This window comes from Thermus sp. H19.2, from assembly GCF_054979525.1.
On sequence record NZ_JBUFDB010000002.1, the window covers coordinates 56,645 to 76,399 of the forward strand.

Genomic DNA, 19,755 nt, shown 5'->3' on the forward strand with positions numbered 1-19,755 from the left:
CCCTGCCCCTACTGGCCCCGGACGGCCTGCCGCCAGAAGGTAAGGAAGCGCATCCTCTCCGCGGGGTCCAGGTTCTTGAGAATCTCCTTGGAAACCGGGATGGCGTATACCTTGTCCTTACCGCCCACTGCCTTGTAGAGGGCCTGAGGTGTGGCCTCACCCACCACCGATTCGCGGCGGGCAAAGATGAGGGCGGTGTAGGCCATGAGGTTCTGGCCCCGCAGGGAGAGGAGGTAGTCCAGGAAGAGCTTGGCGGCGTTGGGATGGGCTGCGCGCTTGTTGATGAAGGCCACCCGTTGGATGGCGACCGTGCCGTCCGTAAGGTAGGCGATCCCCAGATCCTTCACCGTGCGCTGCCTCAGGAGGGCGTAGGAGCCGAAGAAGCCGTAGGCCAGGTAGTGCTCGCCCGAGATGACCTTCTCAAATGCAGCTCCGGTGGAGGAATAGAGGGCGGCTTGGGCCTTTCCAAAGGCCCGGGCCAGATCCTGGAAGGCGGGGAAGCGGTCGTACTCCGCCTTGAGGAAGGTGAAGCCCACGGCGCTACGCTCGGGGTCCCAGGTGGCCATCCGTCCCCGCATCCTCGGTTCCTGGAGAAGCCGCACGAGGCCTTCCCGCGTGGTGGGTACCTCCTCGGGCTTGAGGAAGCGCTTATTAAAGACGATCACGCTAGGTTCCAGGGTGGTGCCGTAGGCAAGGTTCTCCAGGTGGGCGTTGGCGGGCCAGTTCCTGGCTTCGGGGGAGTCGTAGGGGAGGGCATAGCCTTCGCTTGCCAACTTAACCTGGAGCTCCATGGCGCTGGACCAGAGAAAATCCGCACTGGAAGCCCCAGCTGCGGTTTCACTTACGAAGCGGTCGTAGATGGCCTGGGTACCCAGATCGTTGTATTCGATCTGTATAAACGGGTAAAGCTTGCGGAAATCGTCCAGGAGGGCCTGGGCGCTGGATTGGTCCGTGGAGGAGTAGATGATAAGGCGCCCCTCCTTCCTCGCCGCTTCCACCACCTGCGGGTCTGAGGCGGGCCTGGACTGTTGGGCCAGGACCGAGGCCGCCACCAAAACCAAAAACCATAGGATCGCTCGCCTCATGGTTTCCACCCCCTTATTGGGCAGGGTCAAGTTTAGCAGCGCGCCTTGGGCATCAGCAAGGTTTGTTGCGTTTTTCTCCCTCACGTTCCCGGCAGGACAAGGCTCTCCTCGGGCCAATGATCCGGTGAAGGCCGTGGGCGTGCTGGCGCGGCAAGGCCTCCTCCGTTTCTACCGGGGCGTGCGTGGAAGGCTTTGGACCAGGTCGCCACGCGCGTGGGAACCACACGCCCGCTCCGTGGCGGTGAGCAGCCCCCTGGGTGTTGTGTTCGTGGGCACCCGGTACGATACGGTGTACGCTGTGGTGGATCGGGACAAGAACGGGGTGGCGGACGAAGTTATTCGGTTCGCTACAGGGCTCAAAGTGCCCAACGGGGTGGACTTTAAGGGTGGTTTCCTCTATGTGGCCGAGCAGCACCGTATTCTGCGCTACGCGGCCGCCGAGTTCGATCTCTACAAGCCGTTTCCTCCCGATGTGATCTTCGACAAGCTTCCGGACAAGCCCTTGCACGGTTGGCGTTACATCCGCATAGGCCCGGACAACAAGCTCTACGTGGCGGTGGGGGCCCCCTGCAACATCTGTGACCTCGAGGGATACGAGGGCACGGTGCTGCGGATGAACTTGGATGGTTCCAACCCCGAGGTCTTCCTCTCAGGGCAGCGAAACATCGTGGGGATGGACTGGCACCCCAAAACCAAGGTGTTCTACGCGACGAATAACGGTGCTGATGGGATGGGAGACGATGTGCCTCCCGACACCCTGATTCGTGCAGACAAGCCGGGGCTCTTCTTCGGTTTCCCCTATGTGGCCACCGCTGGGGGAAAGGTACGGAGCCCGGGCTACGAGAACAAGCAACCTCCTGCCCCCATCGTGCCAGCGGCAATGGAGTTCCAGGCCCACTCCGCTCCTCTGGGGATTCATTTCTACCGTGGGAAGGCGTTCCCTGAGCCCTACAGAAGCGGTGCGTTTGTGGCGCGGCACGGTTCCTGGAACCGAAGCACGCCCGTGGGCTACGATATCTTGTTTATCCAATTTGACGACAAGGGGAACCCGGTTAAGCAACAACCTTTCGCTACGGGCTGGCTTTCGGGCACCGGGGCCTGGGGCAGGCCCGTGGACATCAAGGAGCTGCCGGACGGCTCGCTATTGGTGTCCGATGACTTCGCTGGCGTGATTTACCGGATCACTTATACCGGAAAGTGAGGGCTTGCCGTACGCTGGGCGGGGCCCGGTGTGGGCAGATCCCGCCTGGCTCCCACGTTGGCCCGCTGGGCTACCCAAAGGAGGTTCCTCCGGCGAGAAATAGCGGGTTATTCTATAGATCTTCTTCCTATTTGAGGGCGGGGGGTGAAGGTTAGCTGCGGTACGCCTGCCACAGCTCCTCCATGCTGGTAAGACGGGTATCCGGGAGAGGATCGTAGACGAGGAGGTTGTGGACCCGGAGAAGGCTTCCCTCTCCGATGTCCAAAACGGAGAGGCCACAAGGGTGGATTTCCAAGGGCAAGAAGCTTCGCTTGCCTGTGAGGGCGTACGAGAGGAGCGCCCGGATGACGCCGCCGTGGGCCACGAGGAGGAGGGTGTTCCACTCTCGGGCCAGGAGGCGCTCGTAGGCGGGGAGGACGCGCTCCAGGAAGGCGCCGTACGACTCCCCACCGAGGAAGCGTTCCTCGAGGCTTACGGGGCGAAAGGCTTCCCGGAAGGCCCGTTCCGGATCGATGAGGTCCCTAAGCCTTCCTGGGCGAATTTCCTGGAACTCGGCCCAGGCTTCCACGGGTACCTCCCTGCCCATGGCCTCCAGTACCAAGTCCAGGGTTTCCTCCGTGCGCGGAAGACCGGTGTGGACGGCAAGATCTAGGGGGACCCTGCGGAGGAGCGCCCCCACCGCCCGGGCCTGGGCCCTTCCCCGCTCCGTGAGCCTGACCCCCTCTGGGGGCACGGGCTTCCCTTGGGGGAAGTATTCCACCTCCCCGTGACGTAGCAGGAAAAGCCGCTTCCTCATGGGTAGCGTTCCAAGTATTTGGGGCTGGCTACCTTGAGCTTCCGGGCCACGTGGGCCTTGAGGAAGAAGAGGGTCCCTGGAGGGGCCTTGCCCTCACGGATCTTTGCCGCCAGGGTCCGCAAAAGCTCCTCCAGAGGCGCCTCGAGGCCCAAAAGGGTTCCCAGTTCCCTCCGGTCCTCCTCCGCCAACCCCTCTCCCCAAAGGAGCTCCCTCCGGGCGATACCCAGGGCGTTTAAGGCCACCAGGGCCCGGAAGCGGAGCCGGGGATCGGCAAGACCGGGGAGGATTTCCCTTTCCAGGAACTCCCCCACAGCCTCCAACAGTTCGTCCGGGTTAGGCCTGTCCATGGGTCTCCAGCAGGTATAGGACCTCGTACTCCATCTCCGAAGCCAGCCTGCCCAGCACGGCGAGCTCCACGCTCCGCTCCTCCCCTCTAAGGTGCCTCCGGGCCTGCTTCAGGGCCCCAAGCCCCCAGCGCACGTTGCCCAGGACCTCCCACCAGAAGAGCTCCTCCTCAGCGATACTCTGCCCGGTGAGGGCGTTGTAGCGTTCTAGGAAGGGCGCTACCTCCCCTATTCCCCCCAGGCGCTTCCCGTCCTCCCCGAAGCGCCAGGCCCGCACCAAGGGCCAGGCCAGGTCCTCCCGGGGGTCGCCCAGGTGGGCGAACTCCCAGTCCAGGACGGCCACCAAGCCTTTCTCGTCCACCAAAAGGTTGCCGATACGGAAGTCGCCGTGGACCACCACGGGAGGAAGCTCCCTGGGCGGGTGGTCCAGGAGCCAACGCAGGCCCCACTCCAGGGCGGGGTGGGGCTCCTCTAGGAGGTCCAAGTCCTGGTAGGCTTCCTCCAAGACCGCCCGCCAGAGGGGAAGGGGTGGCGGCTTCAGGAAGGGCACTTCTTCCGGAGGGATGGCGTGGATCTTGGCGAGTTCCTCGGCCATATCCTGGGACAGGGTCTCCCGGGCCCTCGCCAGCTCAGGGCGCCGCACCACCCGAGCGCCAATGGCTTCTCCCTCGAGACGGCGCGTGAGAAAGGCCTCCCGCCCCTCAAGATCGGGGAAGTAGTGAAGGGGTTCCGGAACCCTGACCCTGCGGGCCCGGGCCGCCTGGAGGAGGCGGAACTCCTGCTCCAAGGAAAGGGTCTTGCTGTAGATCACCCCACCCCCTGCCCGGCGGAGGAAGAGGGGATAGGTGCCCTCCCGGGTACGGTAGTCCACCGCCCAGGCCTCCTTCGAGGCCCCTCCGGGGAGGCGCTTCAAAGCCGCTACCTCTCCCGGTCCAAGGATCTCTCTTAGGGCGGCTTCCAGGGCCTCCCTCATGGCCGAAGCCCCTTGAAGAGGGCCCGCTTACCGATGCTTGCCCGGTGGACCTCACTGGGCCCATCGTAGATGCGGAAGGGCCGCACCTCCCGGTAGAAGATGGACAGGGGGATGTCCTCGCTGATCCCCAGTCCCCCGGTGATCTGCACCGCCCGGTCCACCGCCCGGCCCACTGCCTCGGCCACAAAGACCTTGGCCATGGAGGCTTCGTGGCGGACCCTCTCTCCCCGGTCCAGCTTCCAGGCGGCGTGCCAGACCATGAGCCGAGCGGCGTGGAGCTCCATGTGGCTGTCGGCGATCATAAACTGGACCCCCTGGTGCTCAGCGAGTTTCCGTCCGAAAGAGTCCCTCCGGAGGGCGTACTCCTGGGCGAGCTCGGTAGCCCGGACGCCCACCCCTAGCCAGCGCATGCAGTGGGTGAGGCGGGCCGGGTCCAGGCGGAGTTCGGCGTACGCAAACCCCTTCCCCACCTCGCCCAAAACCGCCTCCTCCCCCACCTCGCACCCCTCGAGGACCAGCTCCCCGTGCCCCCCCACGGACCAGTGGTCCATGGTGGGGATGCTGCGCACCAGCTTAAGCCCCGGGTTGTCCCGATCCACCAGGAAGATGGTGGGTCCTTCCTCCGCCCGGGCCAGGACCAGGAAGAAGGCCGCCCCCTCGGCCCCCGTGGTAAACCACTTCCGCCCCTCCAGGACGAAGCCCTTCCCCTTCCGCCTGGCGGTGGTCTTCAGGAGGGTGGGGTCGGCCCCAGCCCCCATGGGTTCGGTCATGGCGAAGCCGCTCCGGACCTCTCCGGTAGCCAGGGGTTCCAGGTAGCGCCGCTTCTGCTTGGGGCTGGCCACCCTGTGGAGGAGGTGCATGTTGCCCTCGTCCGGGGCGGCGGCGTTCAGCGCCCTGGGCCCAAGGAGGCTTCGGCCCGCCTCCTCCAGGACCACGGCGAGCTGCCTCCAGGAAAGCCCGAGCCCCCCGAGCTCCTTGGGCAGGTGGGGTAGGAAAAGCCCCCGGGCTTGGGCCTCCCGCTGGAGTTCCCGGGTCACCGTCTCCAGGCGGGATAGGTCCTGGGCCACCTCCACCTCCCTAGGGATGACCGCTTCCTCCAGGAAGGCCCGCACCCGCTCCTTAAGCGCCTCCGTCTCCCGGTCCAGGCCGAAGTCCATCCTCTACCTCCTTAGGGGCGAAGTGCTTCGTCAGGAAGCGGTAGAAGCGGCGGATCATCCGCTCTTGCCGCTCTATGCTGGCCAGCACCTCCCCCGTCTTGCGCCACATGGCCACCAGCTCCCCCTCGGAGAGGGGAATCTCCTCTCTGCGCCAACCCTCCCGATAGGTGCCGTCGGGGTGGAAGATGGACTTCTTTAAGGCCATGATCTTTCCGATCTCCTCCAGGGTGAAGCCCAGCTGGTTCAGATCTTGGATGTCCTGGATGAGGTAGAGGGCGAACTCCGTGTAAAGCTTGCGGCCTCCCTGAGTGAGGGCCCCGGGTTCCAAAAGGCCCAGATTGGCGTAGTGTTGGAGGATCCTTCGGGAAACCCCGCTTTTCCGGGCGAGATCGCTCAGGGTGTAGAGGGAAGGCAGGGTGAGGGCCATGCCCTCAGGATAGCACAGATGTGAGCAAAGAAGACATGGATGTCTACTCTTGACACTGAATGTCCATTTCCCCTTTAGTGGCTCCAAAGCTCGGGGGGAAAGGGTGAAGGCGTACTGGGATGAGGTGGAGACCCTGCCACGAAAGGCCCTGGAGGCCCTGCAGCTGGAGCGGCTCCGGGTCCAGGTAGAGAGGCTCTACAGGCAAAACCCCTTTTTTCAGGAAAAGTGGGCTGGGGTGGACCGGGAGATCCGCCATCTGGAGGACCTTGCCCGCTTTCCCGTGGTCACCGAGGCGGAGCTTAGGGAGGAGCAACGCCTCCACCCGCCCCTAGGGCGCTACGTCCTGGCCCCTAAGGAGGCGTGGCGGGAGTACCACCCTTCCAGCGGCACCACAGGGTTTCCCGTGGGCACGGTCTGGAGCGAAATGGACGCGGAAAACATTGCCCAGGTGACCGCCCGGACCCTCTTCGCCTATGGTCTGCGCCCTGGGGATACGCTCCTTAACGGCTTTAGCTATGGCCTTTGGGTGGCCGGAATGGCGGTGCACCACGCCGCCCGCCTGCTAGGACTTTTCGTCCTGCCCGCGGGGGCTGGCCAAACGGAGCGCCACCTGGAACTCATGGAACGCTTCCGACCCCGGGCTCTCACGGCCACCCCTTCCTTTGGCCTCTACCTGGCCGAGGCCCTCAGGGATAAGGGCCTAGAAAGCCCCTTGTCCATTGGGGCTTTTGGGGGAGAGGCCGGGACCGAGAACCCTGCCACCCGGCACCGCCTGGAGGAGGCCCTAGGTATCCGGGCCTACGACTGCATGGAGGGATCTCGGTCCTCCACGGGGTGGACCTGGAGGTCGGGGAGGGGGAGGCGGTGGCCCTCTTGGGCCGGAACGGTGCAGGGAAGACCACCTTGATCAAGGCGATCATGGGGATGGTGCGGGTGTTCTCCGGAAGGGTGGCCTATCGGGCCATGGAGCTCACCCACCTTCCTCCCTTCCGCCGGGCCCAGGCCGGGCTGGGCTACGTCCCAGACGATCGCCGCATTTTCCCGGAGTTGACGGTGCGGGAAAACCTTCTTGTGGCCCACCGTCCGGGCCCTTGGGATCTGGAGCGGGTGTACGGGCTGTTGCCCAGGCTGAAGGAGATCGAGCGCCGGAAGGGGGGCTTTCTCTCTGGAGGCGAGCAACAGATGCTGACCATCGGCAGGACCCTAATGGCCAATCCCAAACTCCTCCTTTTGGACGAGCCCACCGAAGGGCTCGCCCCCTTGGTGGTGGAGGAGATCGCCCGCCTGGTCCTCGAGCTCAAGCGGGAGGGTCTGCCCATCCTCGTGGCGGAGCAAAACCTCCGGTTCACGGGCCGGGTGGCGGACCGGGCCTACGTGCTGGAGACGGGGGAGGTCCGCCTCGAGGGCAGGATGGAGGAACTTCTCCACAGGGAGGAGGTGGTGGCCCTTCTCTCCTTGTGAGGGAGGGGGTCTGGGGGGCCACAATCGTGAGGTGGCCCCCGTGCCCTCATCTTCTGAAGGGGTACCCTAAGGTACGGAGGGAAAGTGGGGACGGATAAGCTGGCGCTTCCTATACCCGAGGAAGCCTTCATCTCCGGGGGGTGGAGGAGGCTTTACCAGCGTTTCCCCGTGGTCTCTCCGGCCACGGGGGAGGTGGTGGCCGAGGTGGCAGACTGCGGCGAGGAGGAGGCGCGGGAGGCCTTGGAGGAGGCGGTCTCGGTCTTCCGCGCCTGGAGCCGCGCCACGGCCTATGAGCGGGCCCGGGTCCTCAGGCGCTGGTACGAGCGCATCCTGGAGCACCAGGAGCCCCTGGCCCGGCTCATGGCCCTGGAGATGGGGAAGCCCCTCAAGGAGGGGAGGGCCGAGGTGGCCTACGCCGCGGGGTTCGTGGAGTGGTACGCCGAGGAGGCCAAGCGGATCTACGGGGAAACCGTTCCTTCCCAGTTTCCCCACAAGCGGATCCTGGTGCGCTACGAGCCAGTGGGGCCGGTCTACGGCATCACCCCCTGGAACTTCCCCGCGGCCATGGTGACCCGCAAGGTGGCCCCGGCCCTGGCGGCGGGGTGCACCTTCGTGCTGAAGCCCGCGGAGGAGAGCCCCCTCACCGCCCTCTACCTGGCCAAGCTCTTCCTGGAGGCGGGGGGGCCCCCTGGGGTCTTCCAGGTCCTCCCCACCTCCAGGCCCGCCGAGGTCTCTCGCCCCTTCCTGGAGGACGAAAGGGTCCGCAAGCTCACCTTCACGGGGAGCACCGAGGTGGGGGTGAGGCTCTACGAGGAGGCGGCGAGGACCTTAAAGCGGGTTTCCTTGGAGCTTGGGGGCGGGGCGCCTGTCCTGGTCTTCGCCGACGCCGACCTGGAAAGGGCGGTGGAGGAAACCCTAAGGGCCAAGTTCCGGAACGCCGGGGAGAGCTGCGTGGCGGCGAACCGGATCTTCGTCCAGGCGGAGGTGGCCGAGGCCTTCGCCGAGGCCTACGCCCGAAGGGTCCAGGCCCTGAAGGTGGGGGACCCCCTTTCGGAGGAGACGGACATCGGCCCCCTGGTGAACGAGGCCGCCCTTAGGAAGGTCCAGACCCACGTGGAGGACGCCCTCGCCAAGGGGGCGAGGCTCGTGGCGGGGGGGGAGGCCAAGGGGCTCTTCTTCGCCCCCACGGTGCTTTTGAACGTGAGGCCGGAGAGCCTCCTCTTCCGGGAGGAGACCTTTGGCCCGGTGGCCCCGCTTACGGTCTTCCGAGAGGAGGAGGAGGCAGTGCGGTGGGCCAACGGCTTCCCCGTGGGGCTTGCCGCCTACGTCTTCACCCGGGACCTTTCCCGGGCCTTCCGGGTGGCCGAAGCCCTGGAGTACGGGATCGTGGGGGTGAACGACGGGGTGCCCTCCACGCCCCAGGCCCCCTTTGGTGGGAGGAAGCGGTCGGGCCTAGGGCGGGAAGGGGGGAAGTGGGGCCTAGAGGAGTACTTGGAGGTCAAATACGTCTCCCTGGGCCTTTAGGCCTCCTGTGCCCCCCTTTCCATCCGGGGGCGCCGGTCCTCCCCATAAGGCGCCGAGGAGAACCCAGTGGCCGGGTACCGTCTGAAGCTTTTGGGGAACGCCACCCTAGAGGGGGAAGGGCAAGCCCCTGTGCGCCTAAAGCGTAGGGCTGCCGGCGTGTTGGCCTACCTGGTCCTGGAGGGCCCCACTCCCCGCTCCAAACTCGCTGGGCTCTTATGGCCCGAGGTGCCCAAGCACACGGCCCGCAACAACCTGGCCCAGGCCCTGCACCGACTGCGCCAGAGGGCGGGGGGGTACGAGGCGGCCAGCGGGGGCGAGGGGCTGCGGCTTGCGGAGGGCCTGGAGTCCGATGCGTCCCAGCTGTTTTTTTTCGCCTCTCGGGGCCGCTACGCTGAGGCGTTGGGGTTGGAGGGCGAGCTCCTGGAGAGTTGCGACTACGACGGCTGCCCCGACTTCGCCGACTGGCTTCTGGTTCAGCGGGAGCGCTTGGCGAGGTTATGGCGTGGGGCTTTGGAGGCCGAGGCCGTGCGGCTGGAGCAGGGAGGCGATCTGCGGGGTGCGTTGGCCCAGGCCCTGCGCCTTCAGGAGTCGGACGCTTTTTCCGAGGAGCACCTCCGCCGGGTGATGCGCCTTTACTACCTACTGGGCGACCGCGGGGCGGCCCTTTCGGCCTACCATCGCAGCCAGGAACGGCTGCGGCGGGAGTTGGGGGTAGACCCCTTGCCCGAGACCCAGGCCCTGATGCGCATGATTGAGCGCGGGGCTGTCCTCCCTGGGCCCAGGCCGCGACCCCGCCGGGAGATCCCCCCTGCGCTCTTGCAGCCGCCGGTGCTGGCCGGTCGGGAACGGGAGTGGGCCTTGCTGGAAGAAGCCTGGCAGGCCGGCAAGGTCGTCTTTCTTACCGGCGAGCCTGGGATGGGTAAAACCCGGCTTCTGCTTGGGCTCTCATCACTTTTCCCCTCCCAGCTCCTGACCAGCTCCGCCACCGTCTCCCTCGGGGATGGGGGTCCCTGGGCCGTGGGTGAAGCCCCAGCCCTCAAAGTGATGAGGGTTCAGCCCCTTGGCCCTTTCTCCGTGAGGAGGTTTTGGGGTAAGGTAGAGGCAAATGAAACGCTACCGGGCAATGCTGGACCTCACGGGCCAGGGGGCGCTGGTGGTGGGGGCGGCCTCGGGCATCGGCCGGGCCTCGGCGGAGGCGCTTGCGGCCTTCGGCGCCAAGGTGCTGCTGGCGGACCGGGACGAGGGGGGCCTCGAGGCCGCCCTCAAGGCCATCCGCGAGGCCGGAGGGGAAGCGGAGGCCATGGTCCTGGACGTGACGGAGCCGGGGGCAGGGGAGTGGGCGGTGGAGGCCACCCGGGGACGCTTCGGCCGGCTGGACGTCCTGGTCTCCACCCCGGCCATCAACGTCCGCAAGCCCCTCTTGGAGTACACCGACGAGGAGGTGGACCGGGTGGTGGACCTGAACCTCAAGGCCACCCTCCGCCTCCTCCGGGCCGGGGGGCGGGCCATGCGGGAGGGGGGCGGGGGGAGCCTCATCGCCCTGGCCTCCATCCGCGCCCTGGTGGTGGAGCCCGGCCAGGGGGTCTACGCCGCCACCAAGGCGGGGATCCTGCAGATCGTCCGCACCCTGGCCGCGGAGCTTGGGCCCCATGGCGTGCGGGCGAACGCCGTGGCCCCCGGGCCCATCGAGACCCCCCTCACCGCCCCCATCAAGGCAAGGCCCGAGTGGTACCGGGCCTACGCGGAGAAGACCGCCCTCCTGCGCTGGGGTAGGCCCGAGGAGGTGGCCATGGCGGTGGTCTTCCTGGCCTCCCCCGCCGCCAGCTACATCACCGGGACCCTCTTCCTGGTGGACGGCGGCTGGACGGCGGTGGACGGCCGCTTCACCCCGCCCCTTTAGGGGGGAAGCGTGGAGCGGGCCCTTTTGGCGGCGGAGGCGGTGGAGGAGAAGGAGGTGGTGGACCTCCTCCAGGCCCTGGTGCGGGTCCCCAGCCACTACCCGGGGCCCGGGGAGGAGGGGGTGGTGGCCTTCCTCGAGGCCTTCCTCCGGGAGCGGGGCCTCAAGCCCTTCCGCCAGGAGGCGGCCCCCGGGCGGCCCAACCTGGTGGCGGACCTGGGGGAAGGGGAGGGGGGGCTCCTCCTCGAGGGGCACACGGACGTGGTCACCCCCGGGGACGAGGCCCTCTGGCGCTACCCTCCTTACGGGGGCGTGGTGGAGGGAGGAAGGCTTTACGGCCGGGGCGCCTGCGACATGAAGGGAGGCCTCGCCGCCTTGGTGGGGGCCATGCTGGCGGTGAAGCGGGCCCTCGGGAGGCCACCCCGCCCCTTGCGCCTCGCCGCCTTAGCGGACGAGGAGGGGATGATGCTCGGGGTGAAGGCCTTCGTGAAGGCGGGCCTCGCCCGGGGCTTCCGGGGGGCCTTGGTGGCCGAGCCCGAGGAGATGGAGGTCTGCCTCGTCCAGAAGGGGGCCCTGCGCCTCCGCCTCCGCTTCCCGGGCAGGATGGCCCACGGGGCCATGCCCTACGCCGGGGAGAACCCCATTCCCAAGGCGGCCCGCTTCGTCCTGGAGCTAAAGGAAGTGGAAAGGCGCCTGCAGGAGCGCTTTCCCCACCCCTACCTGGGGCCCCCCTACCTCACCCCCACCCGCTTCCTGGCCACGGCAGGGGAGGGGCAGCTCAACGTCATCCCCGCCGAAGCCGAGGTGGCCCTGGACGTGCGCACCACCCCGGGGGTGGACCACGTTGGCCTCGTGGCGGAGCTCGCCGCCCTTGCCGGGGTAGGGGTGGAGGTCCTGGAGGACCGCCCCCCCGTGGAGACCCCCAAGGAGGACTCCCTGGTCCAGGCGGCGGAGGAGGCCCTGAGGCTCCTCGGCCTTCCCGTGCGGCACGGGGGGGTTCCGGGGGCCACGGACGGCACCTTCCTCCGGGCCTGGGCGGGGCTTCCCGTGGTGGTCATGGGGCCCGGGCAGAAGACCCTCCCCCACCAGGTGGACGAGTGGGTGGACCTGGAGGAGGTGGTCCAGGCCGCCCGGGTCTACGCCGCCTTAGCGGTCCTCTACTTAGGCTAGGGCTTTTCCACGCTTCCACGGCGTGGTAGGCTTGCGGAAAGGAGGCAGGGATGCGAAGCTGGATCGTCCTTCTCTGGCTTTTGAGCCTGGCCGTGGCCCAGACCCGGGGCGGGGAGCTTAGGGTGGCCGTCTTGGCCGAGCCCCCGGTGCTGGACCCCACGGCCTCCACCAGCCAGGAGATCCCCCGGATGCTCTACGACAACGTCCTCCAGGGCCTGGTGAAGTTCAACGAGAAGGGGGAGATCGTCCCCGCCCTGGCGGAACGCTGGGAGGGAAGCCCCTCGGGGCTCACCTGGACCTTCCACCTCAGGAAGGGCGTGCGCTTCCACAACGGGAGCCCCTTCACCGCGGAGGACGTCCTCTTCAAGTTCAACCGGGCCAGGGACCCCAAGTCCGGCCACACCCACCCGGAGTACTACCAGGATATCGGGAGCGTGGAGGCCAAGGACCCCTACACCGTGGTCTTCCGCCTCCGCCAGCCCAACCAGGACTTCCTCTTCAACCTGGCCCGGCCCGACTCGGTGATCGGGCCCAAGGGGAGGGTGGAGGAGCAGAAGACCCAGCCCATCGGCACCGGGCCCTTCCGCTTCGCCGCCTGGGAGCGGGGCGTGGGGGTGAGGCTGGAGCGTTTTGACGGCTACTACGAGCCCGGCTTCCCCTACCTGGACCGGGTCTTCTTCCGCTTCCTCCCCGACCAGAACGCCCAGCTCGCCGCCCTGAGGGCCGGGGACATCCACGTGATCGGCCTCGGGGTGAGCCCGGAAACCGCCCTGGTGCTTCAGCGGGACCCGAATTTTAAAGTGGTCACGGGCTTCACCACCACGGAGATCACCGCGGGGATGAACAACGGCCGCCCCCCCTTCAACGACCCCAGGGTGCGCCGGGCCATCCAGCACGCCGTGGACAAGAAGGCCCTGGTGGAGGGGGTGATGATGGGCTTTGGCACCCCCATCGGCAGCCACCGTTCCCCTGGGGAGAGCTGCTACGTGGACCTCTCGGGGTTTTACCCCTACGACCCCGCCAAGGCCCGGGCCCTTTTGCAAGAGGCGGGGTACGGGCCCGGCAACCCCTTGCGCTTCACCTTCACCCTGGCCGCCCCCTACCCCTACGAGAGGCGGCTCGGGGAGGCCATCGCCGCCCAGCTCGCCCAGATCGGGGTCCAGGCCCGGCTGGAGGTGGTGGAGTGGGCCACCTGGCTTTCCCGGGTCTTTAGGGGGGCGGACTACCAGATGACCATCATCGGCCACTCGGAGCCCAACGACATCGGCATCTACGCCAACCCGAACTACTACTTCCGCTACGACTCCCCGAGGTTCCGGGAGCTCTACACCCAGTACCTCCGCACTCCGGACGCGAAGAAGGCCTGCGACCTGATGAAGGAGATGCAAAGGCTCCTCGCCCAGGACGCGGTGAACCTCTGGGTGATGAACGCCCCCTACCTGGCCGCCATGCGCAAGGAGGTCATGGGCTGGTGGCCGAACCAGCCCACCCCGAGCCTCAACGTGACCCGGGTGTACCTGGCGCGGTAGATGGGGGGTTTCCTCGCAAGGCGCCTCCTCCTGGCCCTGGTCACCCTCTGGCTGGCGAGCAGCCTGGTCTTCGCCTTCCTCCTTTTTCTCCCGGGGGACCCCGTGCAGGCCATCCTGGGCCTCGAAGCCTCCCCCGAGGCCCGCGCCGCCCTGGAAAGGGCGCTGGGCCTGGACCAACCCCCTTGGGCGCGCTACCTCCACTGGCTTTCTGGCCTTATGCGGCTTGACCTCGGGGAGTCCATCCGCTACGGGAAGCCGGTGGCGGAGCTCGTGGGGGAGAGGCTTCCCCTCACCCTGGCCCTGGTCTTCCTCGGGCTTGGGGGGGCGCTTTCCCTCGCCCTGCCCCTGGCCCTCCTGGCCGTGCGCCACGGGCCTCTGGACCTGGCCCTCGGCGGCCTCATGGGTTTCCTGCAGTCCCTCCCCACCTTCTTCCTGGGGGTGGTCCTCCTCTACGCCTTCGCCGTCCACCTCCCCCTCCTCCCCGCAAGCGGCTTCCCGGGCTGGCAGGACCCCTGGGAGGCCCTCCGGCACCTCCTCCTCCCCGCCTGCACCCTGGCCCTGGCCCGGGCGGCGATCCTCTTCCGCATGGCCCGGGGAAGCCTCCTGGAGGTCATGGGCCAGGACTACATCCGCACCGCCCGGGCCAAGGGGGTGCCGGAGGGGTGGGTCCTCCTCAAGCACGCCCTGAGGCCCGCAAGCCTTCCCCTGGTCACCGTCTTGGGCCTCGAGGGGGGGTTTCTCCTCACCGGGGCGGTGGTGGTGGAGGCGGTCTTCGCCTTGCCCGGGCTCGGCAGCCTGGCCCTCACCGCCCTGGAGGCCCGGGACTACCCCCTCCTACAGGGGCTCGTCTTGGTCATGGCCGCCCTCATCGTGTTCTTCAACCTGGTGGTGGACCTCCTCTATGGCCTCCTGGACCCCAGGGTGGAGTATGCGTAGACCAAGCCTTTTCCTGGGCGCCTTCCTCGTGGGCCTCTTCCTCCTCATGGCCCTCGCCTCCTTTCTCTACCCCGTGGACCCCAACGCCCCGGACTTTCTCCACCGCCTAAGCCCCCCCTCCCCTGCCCACCCCCTGGGGACCGACCCCTTGGGCCGGGACCTCCTCGCCCGGGTGCTCCACGGGGCGAAAAACGCCCTCCTGGTGGGAAGCCTCGCCGTGGGGGTGGGGTTTTTCCTGGGGGTGGCCCTGGGCCTCCTCGCCGGGTACCTGGGGGGGCTTTGGGACGGGGCCTTGAGCCTCCTCATGGAAACCCTCTACGCCCTCCCCGCCCTCCTCCTGGCCCTCCTCTTCGCCGCCCTCCTGGGCCCGGGAGCGGGGAGCAGCATGCTGGCCGTGGGGCTCTCCATGGTGCCCGCCTTCTACCGGGTGGCCCGGGCGGGGGCCCTGAGCCTCAAAGTGGCCCCCTTCGTGGAGGCGGCCCTGGCCCTAGGGGCCTCGAGGGGGCGGGTCCTGCTCCGCCACCTCCTCCCCAACCTTTTGGGGCCCCTTTTGGTCCAAGCCAGCCTGGCCTTCGCCGCCGCCCTCCTCGCCGAGGCGGCCCTCTCCTACCTGGGCCTGGGGGTCCAGCCGCCAAGCCCGAGCCTTGGCCGGATGCTCCGCGAGGCGCAAAGCTTCCTCCCCCTCTCCCCCTACCCCGCCCTGGTGCCGGGCCTGGCCCTCTCCCTGGCGGTCCTCGGCTTCAACCTCCTGGGGGACGGCCTCCGGGACCTGCTGGACCCCAGGCGCTGAGTGGGCCCCGGGGGCTTCTCTCCAGGAAAAGGCCGAGGAGGGACGCCATCTCCTCGCTCACGGGAGCCTCCAGGAGCCTCCGGGCCACCCCTGGAGGGAGGGGCGGGCGGAAGAGGCGCCTAAGCCCCTCGGCATCCCCAAGCGCCTGGGGGAGGAGGCCCAGGGGAAAGGGCGCCTCCACCCAGAGCTCCCAAGACCCCACCCGGAGGAGGCGGGGCTCCGCCCACCAAAGCCCTATGGCCCCGGGAGGCCTCCCGGACCCCGGCGGGCAGAGCGGGCAGAGGTACAGGGTGGCCACCCCCCAGGGGACGGCCCAGGCCCCGGGGCAAAGCGGGGCTTCGGGGGGCCTTTCGGGCCTCGCTTCCCGGAGGGCGGCCCAAAGGAGGGCGGGGAGGTCCTCCCCTGCCTCCTCGGGCACCCTCCAAAGGGCGAGCCTCCTTCCTTCAAGGTCGTAGACCAGGGCGGGGCGGAGGCCCCCCTTGGGCCTCCCCAGGACCACGCCCCAGGCGGGGAGGAGACGGAGGGCGAGGGCGAGCCTTTCCGCCAGAAAGGGGGGCGTGGGGAGGAGGGGGAGCGGACCGCCTGGGCGAAGAGGAGGCTGACGGCCCACGCAAGGGCGAGGTTCTTGTCCACCCAGGCGAAGAGGAAGAACAATAAGGGGAAAAGGACCAAGAGGAGGGCCGCTCCCAGCCCCTCCTGCCAGAGGAGGCGGAGCTTTAGCCCAAGGTGGCGTCCGGCTGCGGCAGGCGGTTCGGCGCGCTCCATCCCCCACCTCCACAGGTACCTTCGTATGCTACCTCAGTAGCTCCACCCCGGCCATCCTGAGAAGTACCCGGCCACGGGTCAGCCGTCAGGCTACCTTGCTCAGGTTGTGGACCAGCGTCAGCGACGTCGTGCTCGTTGGCGGGGTGGACGAAGGCCTTCAGCAAGCGTTCCCCCGTGTCCGTCAGGGTCTGGGGATGCAAGCTTAGCCCTTGCGGGCTGACCCTCCCCTTCACCTTTTTCGCCCCGTCGTTCCCTCGGGGCCCCCTTTTTCTGTGGTCTGCAAGGTACGAGCTCCGCTCGTGACCACAGACTGGCTAGCAAGGTAGCCCTTGCGGGCTGACCCATCACCAGAGCGCTGGGTGAACCATATCTCCCTTCTCGCTCCCGGTCCTGGCGGGCCAGGGCCTGGACGGCCTTCTCCCAAATGCCTTCCTTCTGCCACTTGCGGAAGTAGTGGTAGACGGTGGACCAGTGGGGCAAGTCATGAGGCATAGCCCGCCATTTGATGCCGTTCTCCAGGACGTAAAGAATGGCATTCACGATTTCCCTCCTCGGCACCTTGGCGGGGTGGCCGCCGGGCTTGGGGGCAGGGATCAAGGGCTCTAGGAGGGCCCACTCCGCATCGCTGAGGTCGCTGGGGTATGCTCTACGAAGAGCCACCCTGCGAGTATAACTCGCTTTTACGACAGCCTCTTAATCCCCAATACCCAGGCCCCGTTTCCGTTTGGCCTCCTCCAGGCGGAAGGCTTCCACCACCCTCCCGGCCTCCAAAAGCTCCCGCCTGGCCCGGTGGGCCAGGGCCGCCACCAAGCCAGGGGTAAGGGACCGGAAGAGCGAGGGTTCAAAGCGGTCCTTCCCTTCCACGGCGAGCCACAGGGCATCCCCCTTCACCGCCGCCCAGACGGGCTTCCCCACCCCTTTCCTGAACCGGACCAGGGCCTCCTGGACTGCCGGGGTGAGGAGCTTCCTCGCCCCCACCTGGTCCCCCCCGTAGGCGTCAAAGAGGCGCTCGAACTCCGGGCTTTCCAGGGCCACCCGCGTGAGCCCCTCCTCCCGCGAGCGGAGCCAGAGAAAGAGGGGCACCAGGGCAAAGAAGGCGAGCAGGACGTAGATGGCCCACCAGGGGCCGTCCCGGTTCTCGGCGGGCACCAGGGCGGCGAAGAGGGCGAAGAAGGCGATGAAGCCGTACAGGAGGAGAAGCCTCCACCCCGCAAGCCACCCCACCCTCTTCCCCTTGCCCTTGGGACCGAGGCGCACCTCCCCCTCCACGGGGAAGGGGAGGCGGAAGCGGTAGAGGGTGCCCCCGAAGAACCTCTGGTAGTGGGAGCCGTTTTTCGTCCGCACCTTGCGGTAGAAGGCGACGTCCGAGGAGGCGAAGGGGATACCCCCCACCTCCCCCTCCACCAGATCCTCCGCCTCATAGCGGTCGGGGGAGGGGAAGAGGCCGGAGGCCAGGGCCTCCTCCCTGGAGAAGCCCCCCTCCGGCGAGTAACGGAAGCCCAGGGCCTCGGCCACAGGGCCCACCAGGGCGCGCTTGAACCTCGCCTTGAGCCTGCGCACCAGGAGGTGGGCCGGCAGGTAGAGGAGGCCAGCCAGGAAGAGGGCGAGCCCAGGGTCTAGGCCCAACCGCACGCCCCCCACGAACACGGCTACGGCGAGGAGGAGGAAGCCTCCCGCAAGGAGGAGGGTCCGCCGCCTCTCCGCCTCCAGGACCTCCAGAGCCACGGCTCACCTCCCGAAGAGCCCTCCGAGGTCGGGGACCTCACGCTCCTCCTCGGGGAGGGTGAAGACGGGCTTGCGGGAAAGGCCCAGGGCGCGGGCGAAGAAGGCGAAGGGGATCTGCTCCAGGACGTTGTTGTACTCCGTCACCGCCTGGTTGTAGAAGCGCCTCGCCGCCGCGATGGAGTCCTCGGCCTCGGTGAGGGCCGCCTGGAGCTGAAGGAAGTTCTGGCTCGCCTTGAGGTCGGGGTAGGCCTCGGCCCGGAGGCGAAGGGCGGCGAGGGCCCGGGAGAGCTCGCCCTCGAGGCGGAGGGCCTCCTCGGCGTCTTTCGTCCCCTCCAGGCCCTCCCTGAGGCGGGTGAGTTTCTCCAGGAGGTCCTTTTCGTAAGCCATGTACTGCTTCACCGCCTCCACCAGGTTGGGGATGAGGTCCCGGCGTTTCTTGAGCTGAGCCTCCACCGCCCCGAAGGCGTTCTCCACTTGGTTTTTGCGGGCCACCACGGTGTTGTAGGCCCAGACGGTCAGGAGGACGAGGAGAAGGACCAGCACCCAAAGGATCGTGCCCATTTGCGCCCATGTTACACGGGGGAAGCGCCGGGTTGTGTGAGGAACCCTGCGCGGAAACAAGGCCTTGCGCAACGGGGCCCGCGGAAGAGCCTAAAGGGCAGGGGCGAAAGGGGTTCACTTCTCCCGGGCGAGGGGCGCCATCCTAAAGGCGATGGCCAAAATGGGCAGGCTTCCCAAGGCCCCCCCAGACTTGACCTATATACGGCCCCTGGGGTAAAGAAGACGCATGACCCTACGCGAAGCCCTGTCCCAGATCCCCGACCCCCGGGCCCGCAACCGGCGGTACCCCCTGTGGGGCCTCCTGGCCCTCATCCTGGTGGCTTTCCACAAGGTGTTTCCCTGACGGGAAAGCAGTTCCGCGTGGACTCCCTGAGGGGCGTGGAACGCTTCGCCCGCGCCAACCCTCACCTCTTGCCCCACCTCGGCCTGCGCAAGCCCCCGGGCCACACCATCCTCACCCTTCTCCTGCACCGCCTGGACCCCCATAAGCTCCAGGAAGCCCTGCTCAAGGTCTTTCCCGAAGTGGAGCTGGGGGAGGTCCTGGTGGTGGACGGGAAGCACCTTCGGGGAAGCGGCAAGGGGAAAAGCCCCCAGGTCAGGCTGGTGGAGGTCCTGGCCCTGGGTCTGCGGACCACCCTGGCCCAGGCCCAGGCGGAGGGGAGGGAGGACGGAGCCCTCTTGGAGCTCCTGGACCGCCTTGGGGCGGAGGGGCTCAAGGGGAAGGTGGTGGTGGGGGACGCGGGGTACCTGTACCCGGAGGTGGCGGGGAAGGTGGTGCAAAAAGGGGGGCCTACCTTTTCCTTTTGAAGGCCAACCAGGGGGAACTGCTGGAGTGGGCTCTGGAGGTGTTCAAGGGGATGGAGGAGAGGCGGCTTCCCGGGGAGACCGAGGCGGTGTGGAATCTGGCGCGGGACGGGGAGGTGTGGACCTACCGGGTCTGGGCCTCCCCCCACTTGCCGGAAGAGATACGCGCCTTTCCCGGGTGCCGGCAGGTGGTGCGGCTGGAGCGGGAGGTGGTGCACAAGGGGACGGGGGAGGTGCGGCGAAGGGTGAGCTACGCCCTCACCAGCCTGGGGCCGGAGGTGGCGGAGGCGAGGCGGCTTGGGGAGCTTCTCCTTTCCCGGTGGGAGGTGGAGAACCGGTCCTTTTGGGTGCGGGACGTTCTCTTCCGTGAAGACGCCTGCCAGGTGCGGGGGGTGGGGGCGCGGGTCTTGGCGGTCCTCCGGGCCTTTCTGGTCTCCCTCTTCCACCGCCGAGGGGTCAGGGAGAAGAAGGCGGCCATGGAGGCCTTCTCCTTCCATCCCCTCTCCGCCCTCAAGTTCCTGGGGCTCTATGCAGTATAGCGGTCAAGTCTGCATAGTCGGAAAAGAAACTTCCATTACCCACCCAGCGCAGGTTCCTCTCTACTAAAGAG

The 19,755-nt window shown here is 67.6% G+C and carries 19 protein-coding genes and 2 pseudogenes; 11 read left to right on the forward strand and 10 right to left on the reverse strand.

Annotation, left to right across the window (positions count from 1 at the left end; genetic code table 11):
* Positions 1 to 8 precede the first annotated feature (8 nt).
* Positions 9 to 1,085, reverse strand: coding sequence for an ABC transporter substrate-binding protein (locus ACY5J6_RS12520; RefSeq protein WP_462846706.1), 1,077 nt, complete (start codon positions 1,083 to 1,085; stop codon positions 9 to 11).
* A gap of 262 nt (positions 1,086 to 1,347) precedes the next feature.
* Here ACY5J6_RS12520 and ACY5J6_RS12525 point away from each other — a divergent pair, with 262 nt between their 5' ends.
* A complete protein-coding gene (locus ACY5J6_RS12525) occupies positions 1,348 to 2,286 on the forward strand; it encodes a PQQ-dependent sugar dehydrogenase (RefSeq protein WP_462846707.1) in 939 nt (312 codons plus the stop codon).
* Positions 2,287 to 2,437: 151 nt separating this feature from the next.
* On the opposite strand, the gene ACY5J6_RS12530 is transcribed toward ACY5J6_RS12525, so the two are convergent.
* From ACY5J6_RS12530 to ACY5J6_RS12550, 5 genes are read right to left on the reverse strand one after another with little or no spacing between them, the layout of a single operon-like run.
* Positions 2,438 to 3,082 (reverse strand): histidine phosphatase family protein, encoded by a 645-nt coding sequence (locus ACY5J6_RS12530; protein WP_462846708.1) that lies wholly within the window; start codon positions 3,080 to 3,082, stop codon positions 2,438 to 2,440.
* Positions 3,079 to 3,429 carry a DUF6285 domain-containing protein gene (locus ACY5J6_RS12535; protein ID WP_462846709.1) on the reverse strand — a complete coding sequence of 117 codons (351 nt, stop codon included), beginning with the start codon at positions 3,427 to 3,429 and terminating at the stop codon, positions 3,079 to 3,081. Before ACY5J6_RS12535 ends, ACY5J6_RS12530 begins: the two co-directional genes overlap by 4 nt.
* Positions 3,416 to 4,399 carry a phosphotransferase family protein gene (locus tag ACY5J6_RS12540; protein WP_462846710.1) on the reverse strand — a complete coding sequence of 328 codons (984 nt, stop codon included), beginning with the start codon at positions 4,397 to 4,399 and terminating at the stop codon, positions 3,416 to 3,418. The genes ACY5J6_RS12535 and ACY5J6_RS12540 overlap by 14 nt, the downstream gene beginning before the upstream one ends.
* Positions 4,396 to 5,556, reverse strand: a complete 1,161-nt coding sequence (locus ACY5J6_RS12545; protein ID WP_462846711.1) for an acyl-CoA dehydrogenase family protein — start codon at positions 5,554 to 5,556, stop codon at positions 4,396 to 4,398. Before ACY5J6_RS12545 ends, ACY5J6_RS12540 begins: the two co-directional genes overlap by 4 nt.
* A complete protein-coding gene (locus tag ACY5J6_RS12550; protein WP_462846712.1) occupies positions 5,519 to 5,983 on the reverse strand; it encodes a MerR family transcriptional regulator in 465 nt (154 codons plus the stop codon). Before ACY5J6_RS12550 ends, ACY5J6_RS12545 begins: the two co-directional genes overlap by 38 nt.
* Before the next feature lie 103 nt (positions 5,984 to 6,086).
* On the opposite strand from ACY5J6_RS12550, the gene ACY5J6_RS12555 reads away from it, so the two are divergent.
* The 9 genes and pseudogenes from ACY5J6_RS12555 (at position 6,087) to ACY5J6_RS12595 (ending at position 15,290) form a co-directional block, all read left to right on the forward strand.
* Positions 6,087 to 6,890 carry a phenylacetate--CoA ligase family protein gene (locus tag ACY5J6_RS12555; protein WP_462846713.1) on the forward strand — a complete coding sequence of 268 codons (804 nt, stop codon included), beginning with the start codon at positions 6,087 to 6,089 and terminating at the stop codon, positions 6,888 to 6,890.
* Positions 6,788 to 7,444, forward strand: a complete 657-nt coding sequence (locus ACY5J6_RS12560; RefSeq protein ID WP_462846772.1) for an ABC transporter ATP-binding protein — start codon at positions 6,788 to 6,790, stop codon at positions 7,442 to 7,444. Before ACY5J6_RS12555 ends, ACY5J6_RS12560 begins: the two co-directional genes overlap by 103 nt.
* Before the next feature lie 84 nt (positions 7,445 to 7,528).
* Positions 7,529 to 8,968, forward strand: a complete 1,440-nt coding sequence (locus ACY5J6_RS12565) for an NAD-dependent succinate-semialdehyde dehydrogenase (RefSeq protein WP_462846714.1) — start codon at positions 7,529 to 7,531, stop codon at positions 8,966 to 8,968.
* Positions 8,969 to 9,193: 225 nt separating this feature from the next.
* Positions 9,194 to 9,709, forward strand: a pseudogene (locus ACY5J6_RS12570) (AfsR/SARP family transcriptional regulator); the annotation flags it as partial.
* A 364-nt stretch (positions 9,710 to 10,073) separates the two neighbouring features.
* A complete protein-coding gene (locus ACY5J6_RS12575; RefSeq protein ID WP_462846715.1) occupies positions 10,074 to 10,868 on the forward strand; it encodes an SDR family NAD(P)-dependent oxidoreductase in 795 nt (264 codons plus the stop codon).
* Positions 10,869 to 10,877: 9 nt separating this feature from the next.
* Positions 10,878 to 12,035, forward strand: coding sequence for a M20 family metallopeptidase (locus ACY5J6_RS12580; protein WP_462846716.1), 1,158 nt, complete (start codon positions 10,878 to 10,880; stop codon positions 12,033 to 12,035).
* A 50-nt stretch (positions 12,036 to 12,085) separates the two neighbouring features.
* Positions 12,086 to 13,564 carry an ABC transporter substrate-binding protein gene (locus ACY5J6_RS12585; RefSeq protein WP_462846717.1) on the forward strand — a complete coding sequence of 493 codons (1,479 nt, stop codon included), beginning with the start codon at positions 12,086 to 12,088 and terminating at the stop codon, positions 13,562 to 13,564.
* On the forward strand, positions 13,565 to 14,500 hold the full coding sequence (locus ACY5J6_RS12590; protein ID WP_462846718.1) for an ABC transporter permease: 936 nt from the start codon (positions 13,565 to 13,567) through the stop codon (positions 14,498 to 14,500). It abuts the gene before it with no gap.
* The gene (locus ACY5J6_RS12595) at positions 14,493 to 15,290 is read left to right on the forward strand and encodes an ABC transporter permease (protein ID WP_462846719.1); all 798 of its coding nucleotides are present in this window, start codon (positions 14,493 to 14,495) and stop codon (positions 15,288 to 15,290) included. Before ACY5J6_RS12590 ends, ACY5J6_RS12595 begins: the two co-directional genes overlap by 8 nt.
* Here the strand turns inward: ACY5J6_RS12595 and ACY5J6_RS12600 are convergent.
* The 4 genes from ACY5J6_RS12600 to ACY5J6_RS12615 form a co-directional block, all read right to left on the reverse strand.
* Entirely contained in the window at positions 15,241 to 15,900 is a 660-nt protein-coding gene (locus ACY5J6_RS12600; protein ID WP_462846720.1) for a hypothetical protein, read from the reverse strand. The genes ACY5J6_RS12595 and ACY5J6_RS12600 overlap by 50 nt on opposite strands.
* Positions 15,901 to 16,172: 272 nt before the next feature.
* Entirely contained in the window at positions 16,173 to 16,715 is a 543-nt protein-coding gene (locus tag ACY5J6_RS12605) for a transposase (protein WP_462846721.1), read from the reverse strand.
* Positions 16,716 to 16,748: 33 nt separating this feature from the next.
* Positions 16,749 to 17,780, reverse strand: coding sequence for a DUF3137 domain-containing protein (locus ACY5J6_RS12610; protein WP_462846722.1), 1,032 nt, complete (start codon positions 17,778 to 17,780; stop codon positions 16,749 to 16,751).
* 3 nt (positions 17,781 to 17,783) lie between these two features.
* On the reverse strand, positions 17,784 to 18,341 hold the full coding sequence (locus tag ACY5J6_RS12615) for a LemA family protein (RefSeq protein WP_462846723.1): 558 nt from the start codon (positions 18,339 to 18,341) through the stop codon (positions 17,784 to 17,786).
* Between the two features lie 226 nt (positions 18,342 to 18,567).
* Here ACY5J6_RS12615 and ACY5J6_RS12620 point away from each other — a divergent pair.
* A pseudogene (locus tag ACY5J6_RS12620) lies at positions 18,568 to 19,684 on the forward strand (ISAs1 family transposase).
* The last annotated feature ends 71 nt before the right edge of the window (positions 19,685 to 19,755 follow it).

Excerpts from the sequence above, each read along its gene's own strand:
- ACY5J6_RS12520 (WP_462846706.1), bottom strand. The coding sequence starts at position 1,085 with ATGAGGCGAGCGATCCTATGGTTTTTGGTTTTGGTGGCGGCCTCGGTC.
- ACY5J6_RS12530 (WP_462846708.1), bottom strand. The coding sequence starts at position 3,082 with ATGAGGAAGCGGCTTTTCCTGCTACGTCACGGGGAGGTGGAATACTTC.
- ACY5J6_RS12535 (WP_462846709.1), bottom strand. The coding sequence starts at position 3,429 with ATGGACAGGCCTAACCCGGACGAACTGTTGGAGGCTGTGGGGGAGTTC.
- ACY5J6_RS12540 (WP_462846710.1), bottom strand. The coding sequence starts at position 4,399 with ATGAGGGAGGCCCTGGAAGCCGCCCTAAGAGAGATCCTTGGACCGGGA.
- ACY5J6_RS12545 (WP_462846711.1), bottom strand. The coding sequence starts at position 5,556 with ATGGACTTCGGCCTGGACCGGGAGACGGAGGCGCTTAAGGAGCGGGTG.
- ACY5J6_RS12550 (WP_462846712.1), bottom strand. The coding sequence starts at position 5,983 with ATGGCCCTCACCCTGCCTTCCCTCTACACCCTGAGCGATCTCGCCCGG.
- ACY5J6_RS12575 (WP_462846715.1), top strand. The coding sequence starts at position 10,074 with ATGAAACGCTACCGGGCAATGCTGGACCTCACGGGCCAGGGGGCGCTG.
- ACY5J6_RS12585 (WP_462846717.1), top strand. The coding sequence starts at position 12,086 with ATGCGAAGCTGGATCGTCCTTCTCTGGCTTTTGAGCCTGGCCGTGGCC.
- ACY5J6_RS12590 (WP_462846718.1), top strand. The coding sequence starts at position 13,565 with ATGGGGGGTTTCCTCGCAAGGCGCCTCCTCCTGGCCCTGGTCACCCTC.
- ACY5J6_RS12595 (WP_462846719.1), top strand. The coding sequence starts at position 14,493 with ATGCGTAGACCAAGCCTTTTCCTGGGCGCCTTCCTCGTGGGCCTCTTC.
- ACY5J6_RS12615 (WP_462846723.1), bottom strand. The coding sequence starts at position 18,341 with ATGGGCACGATCCTTTGGGTGCTGGTCCTTCTCCTCGTCCTCCTGACC.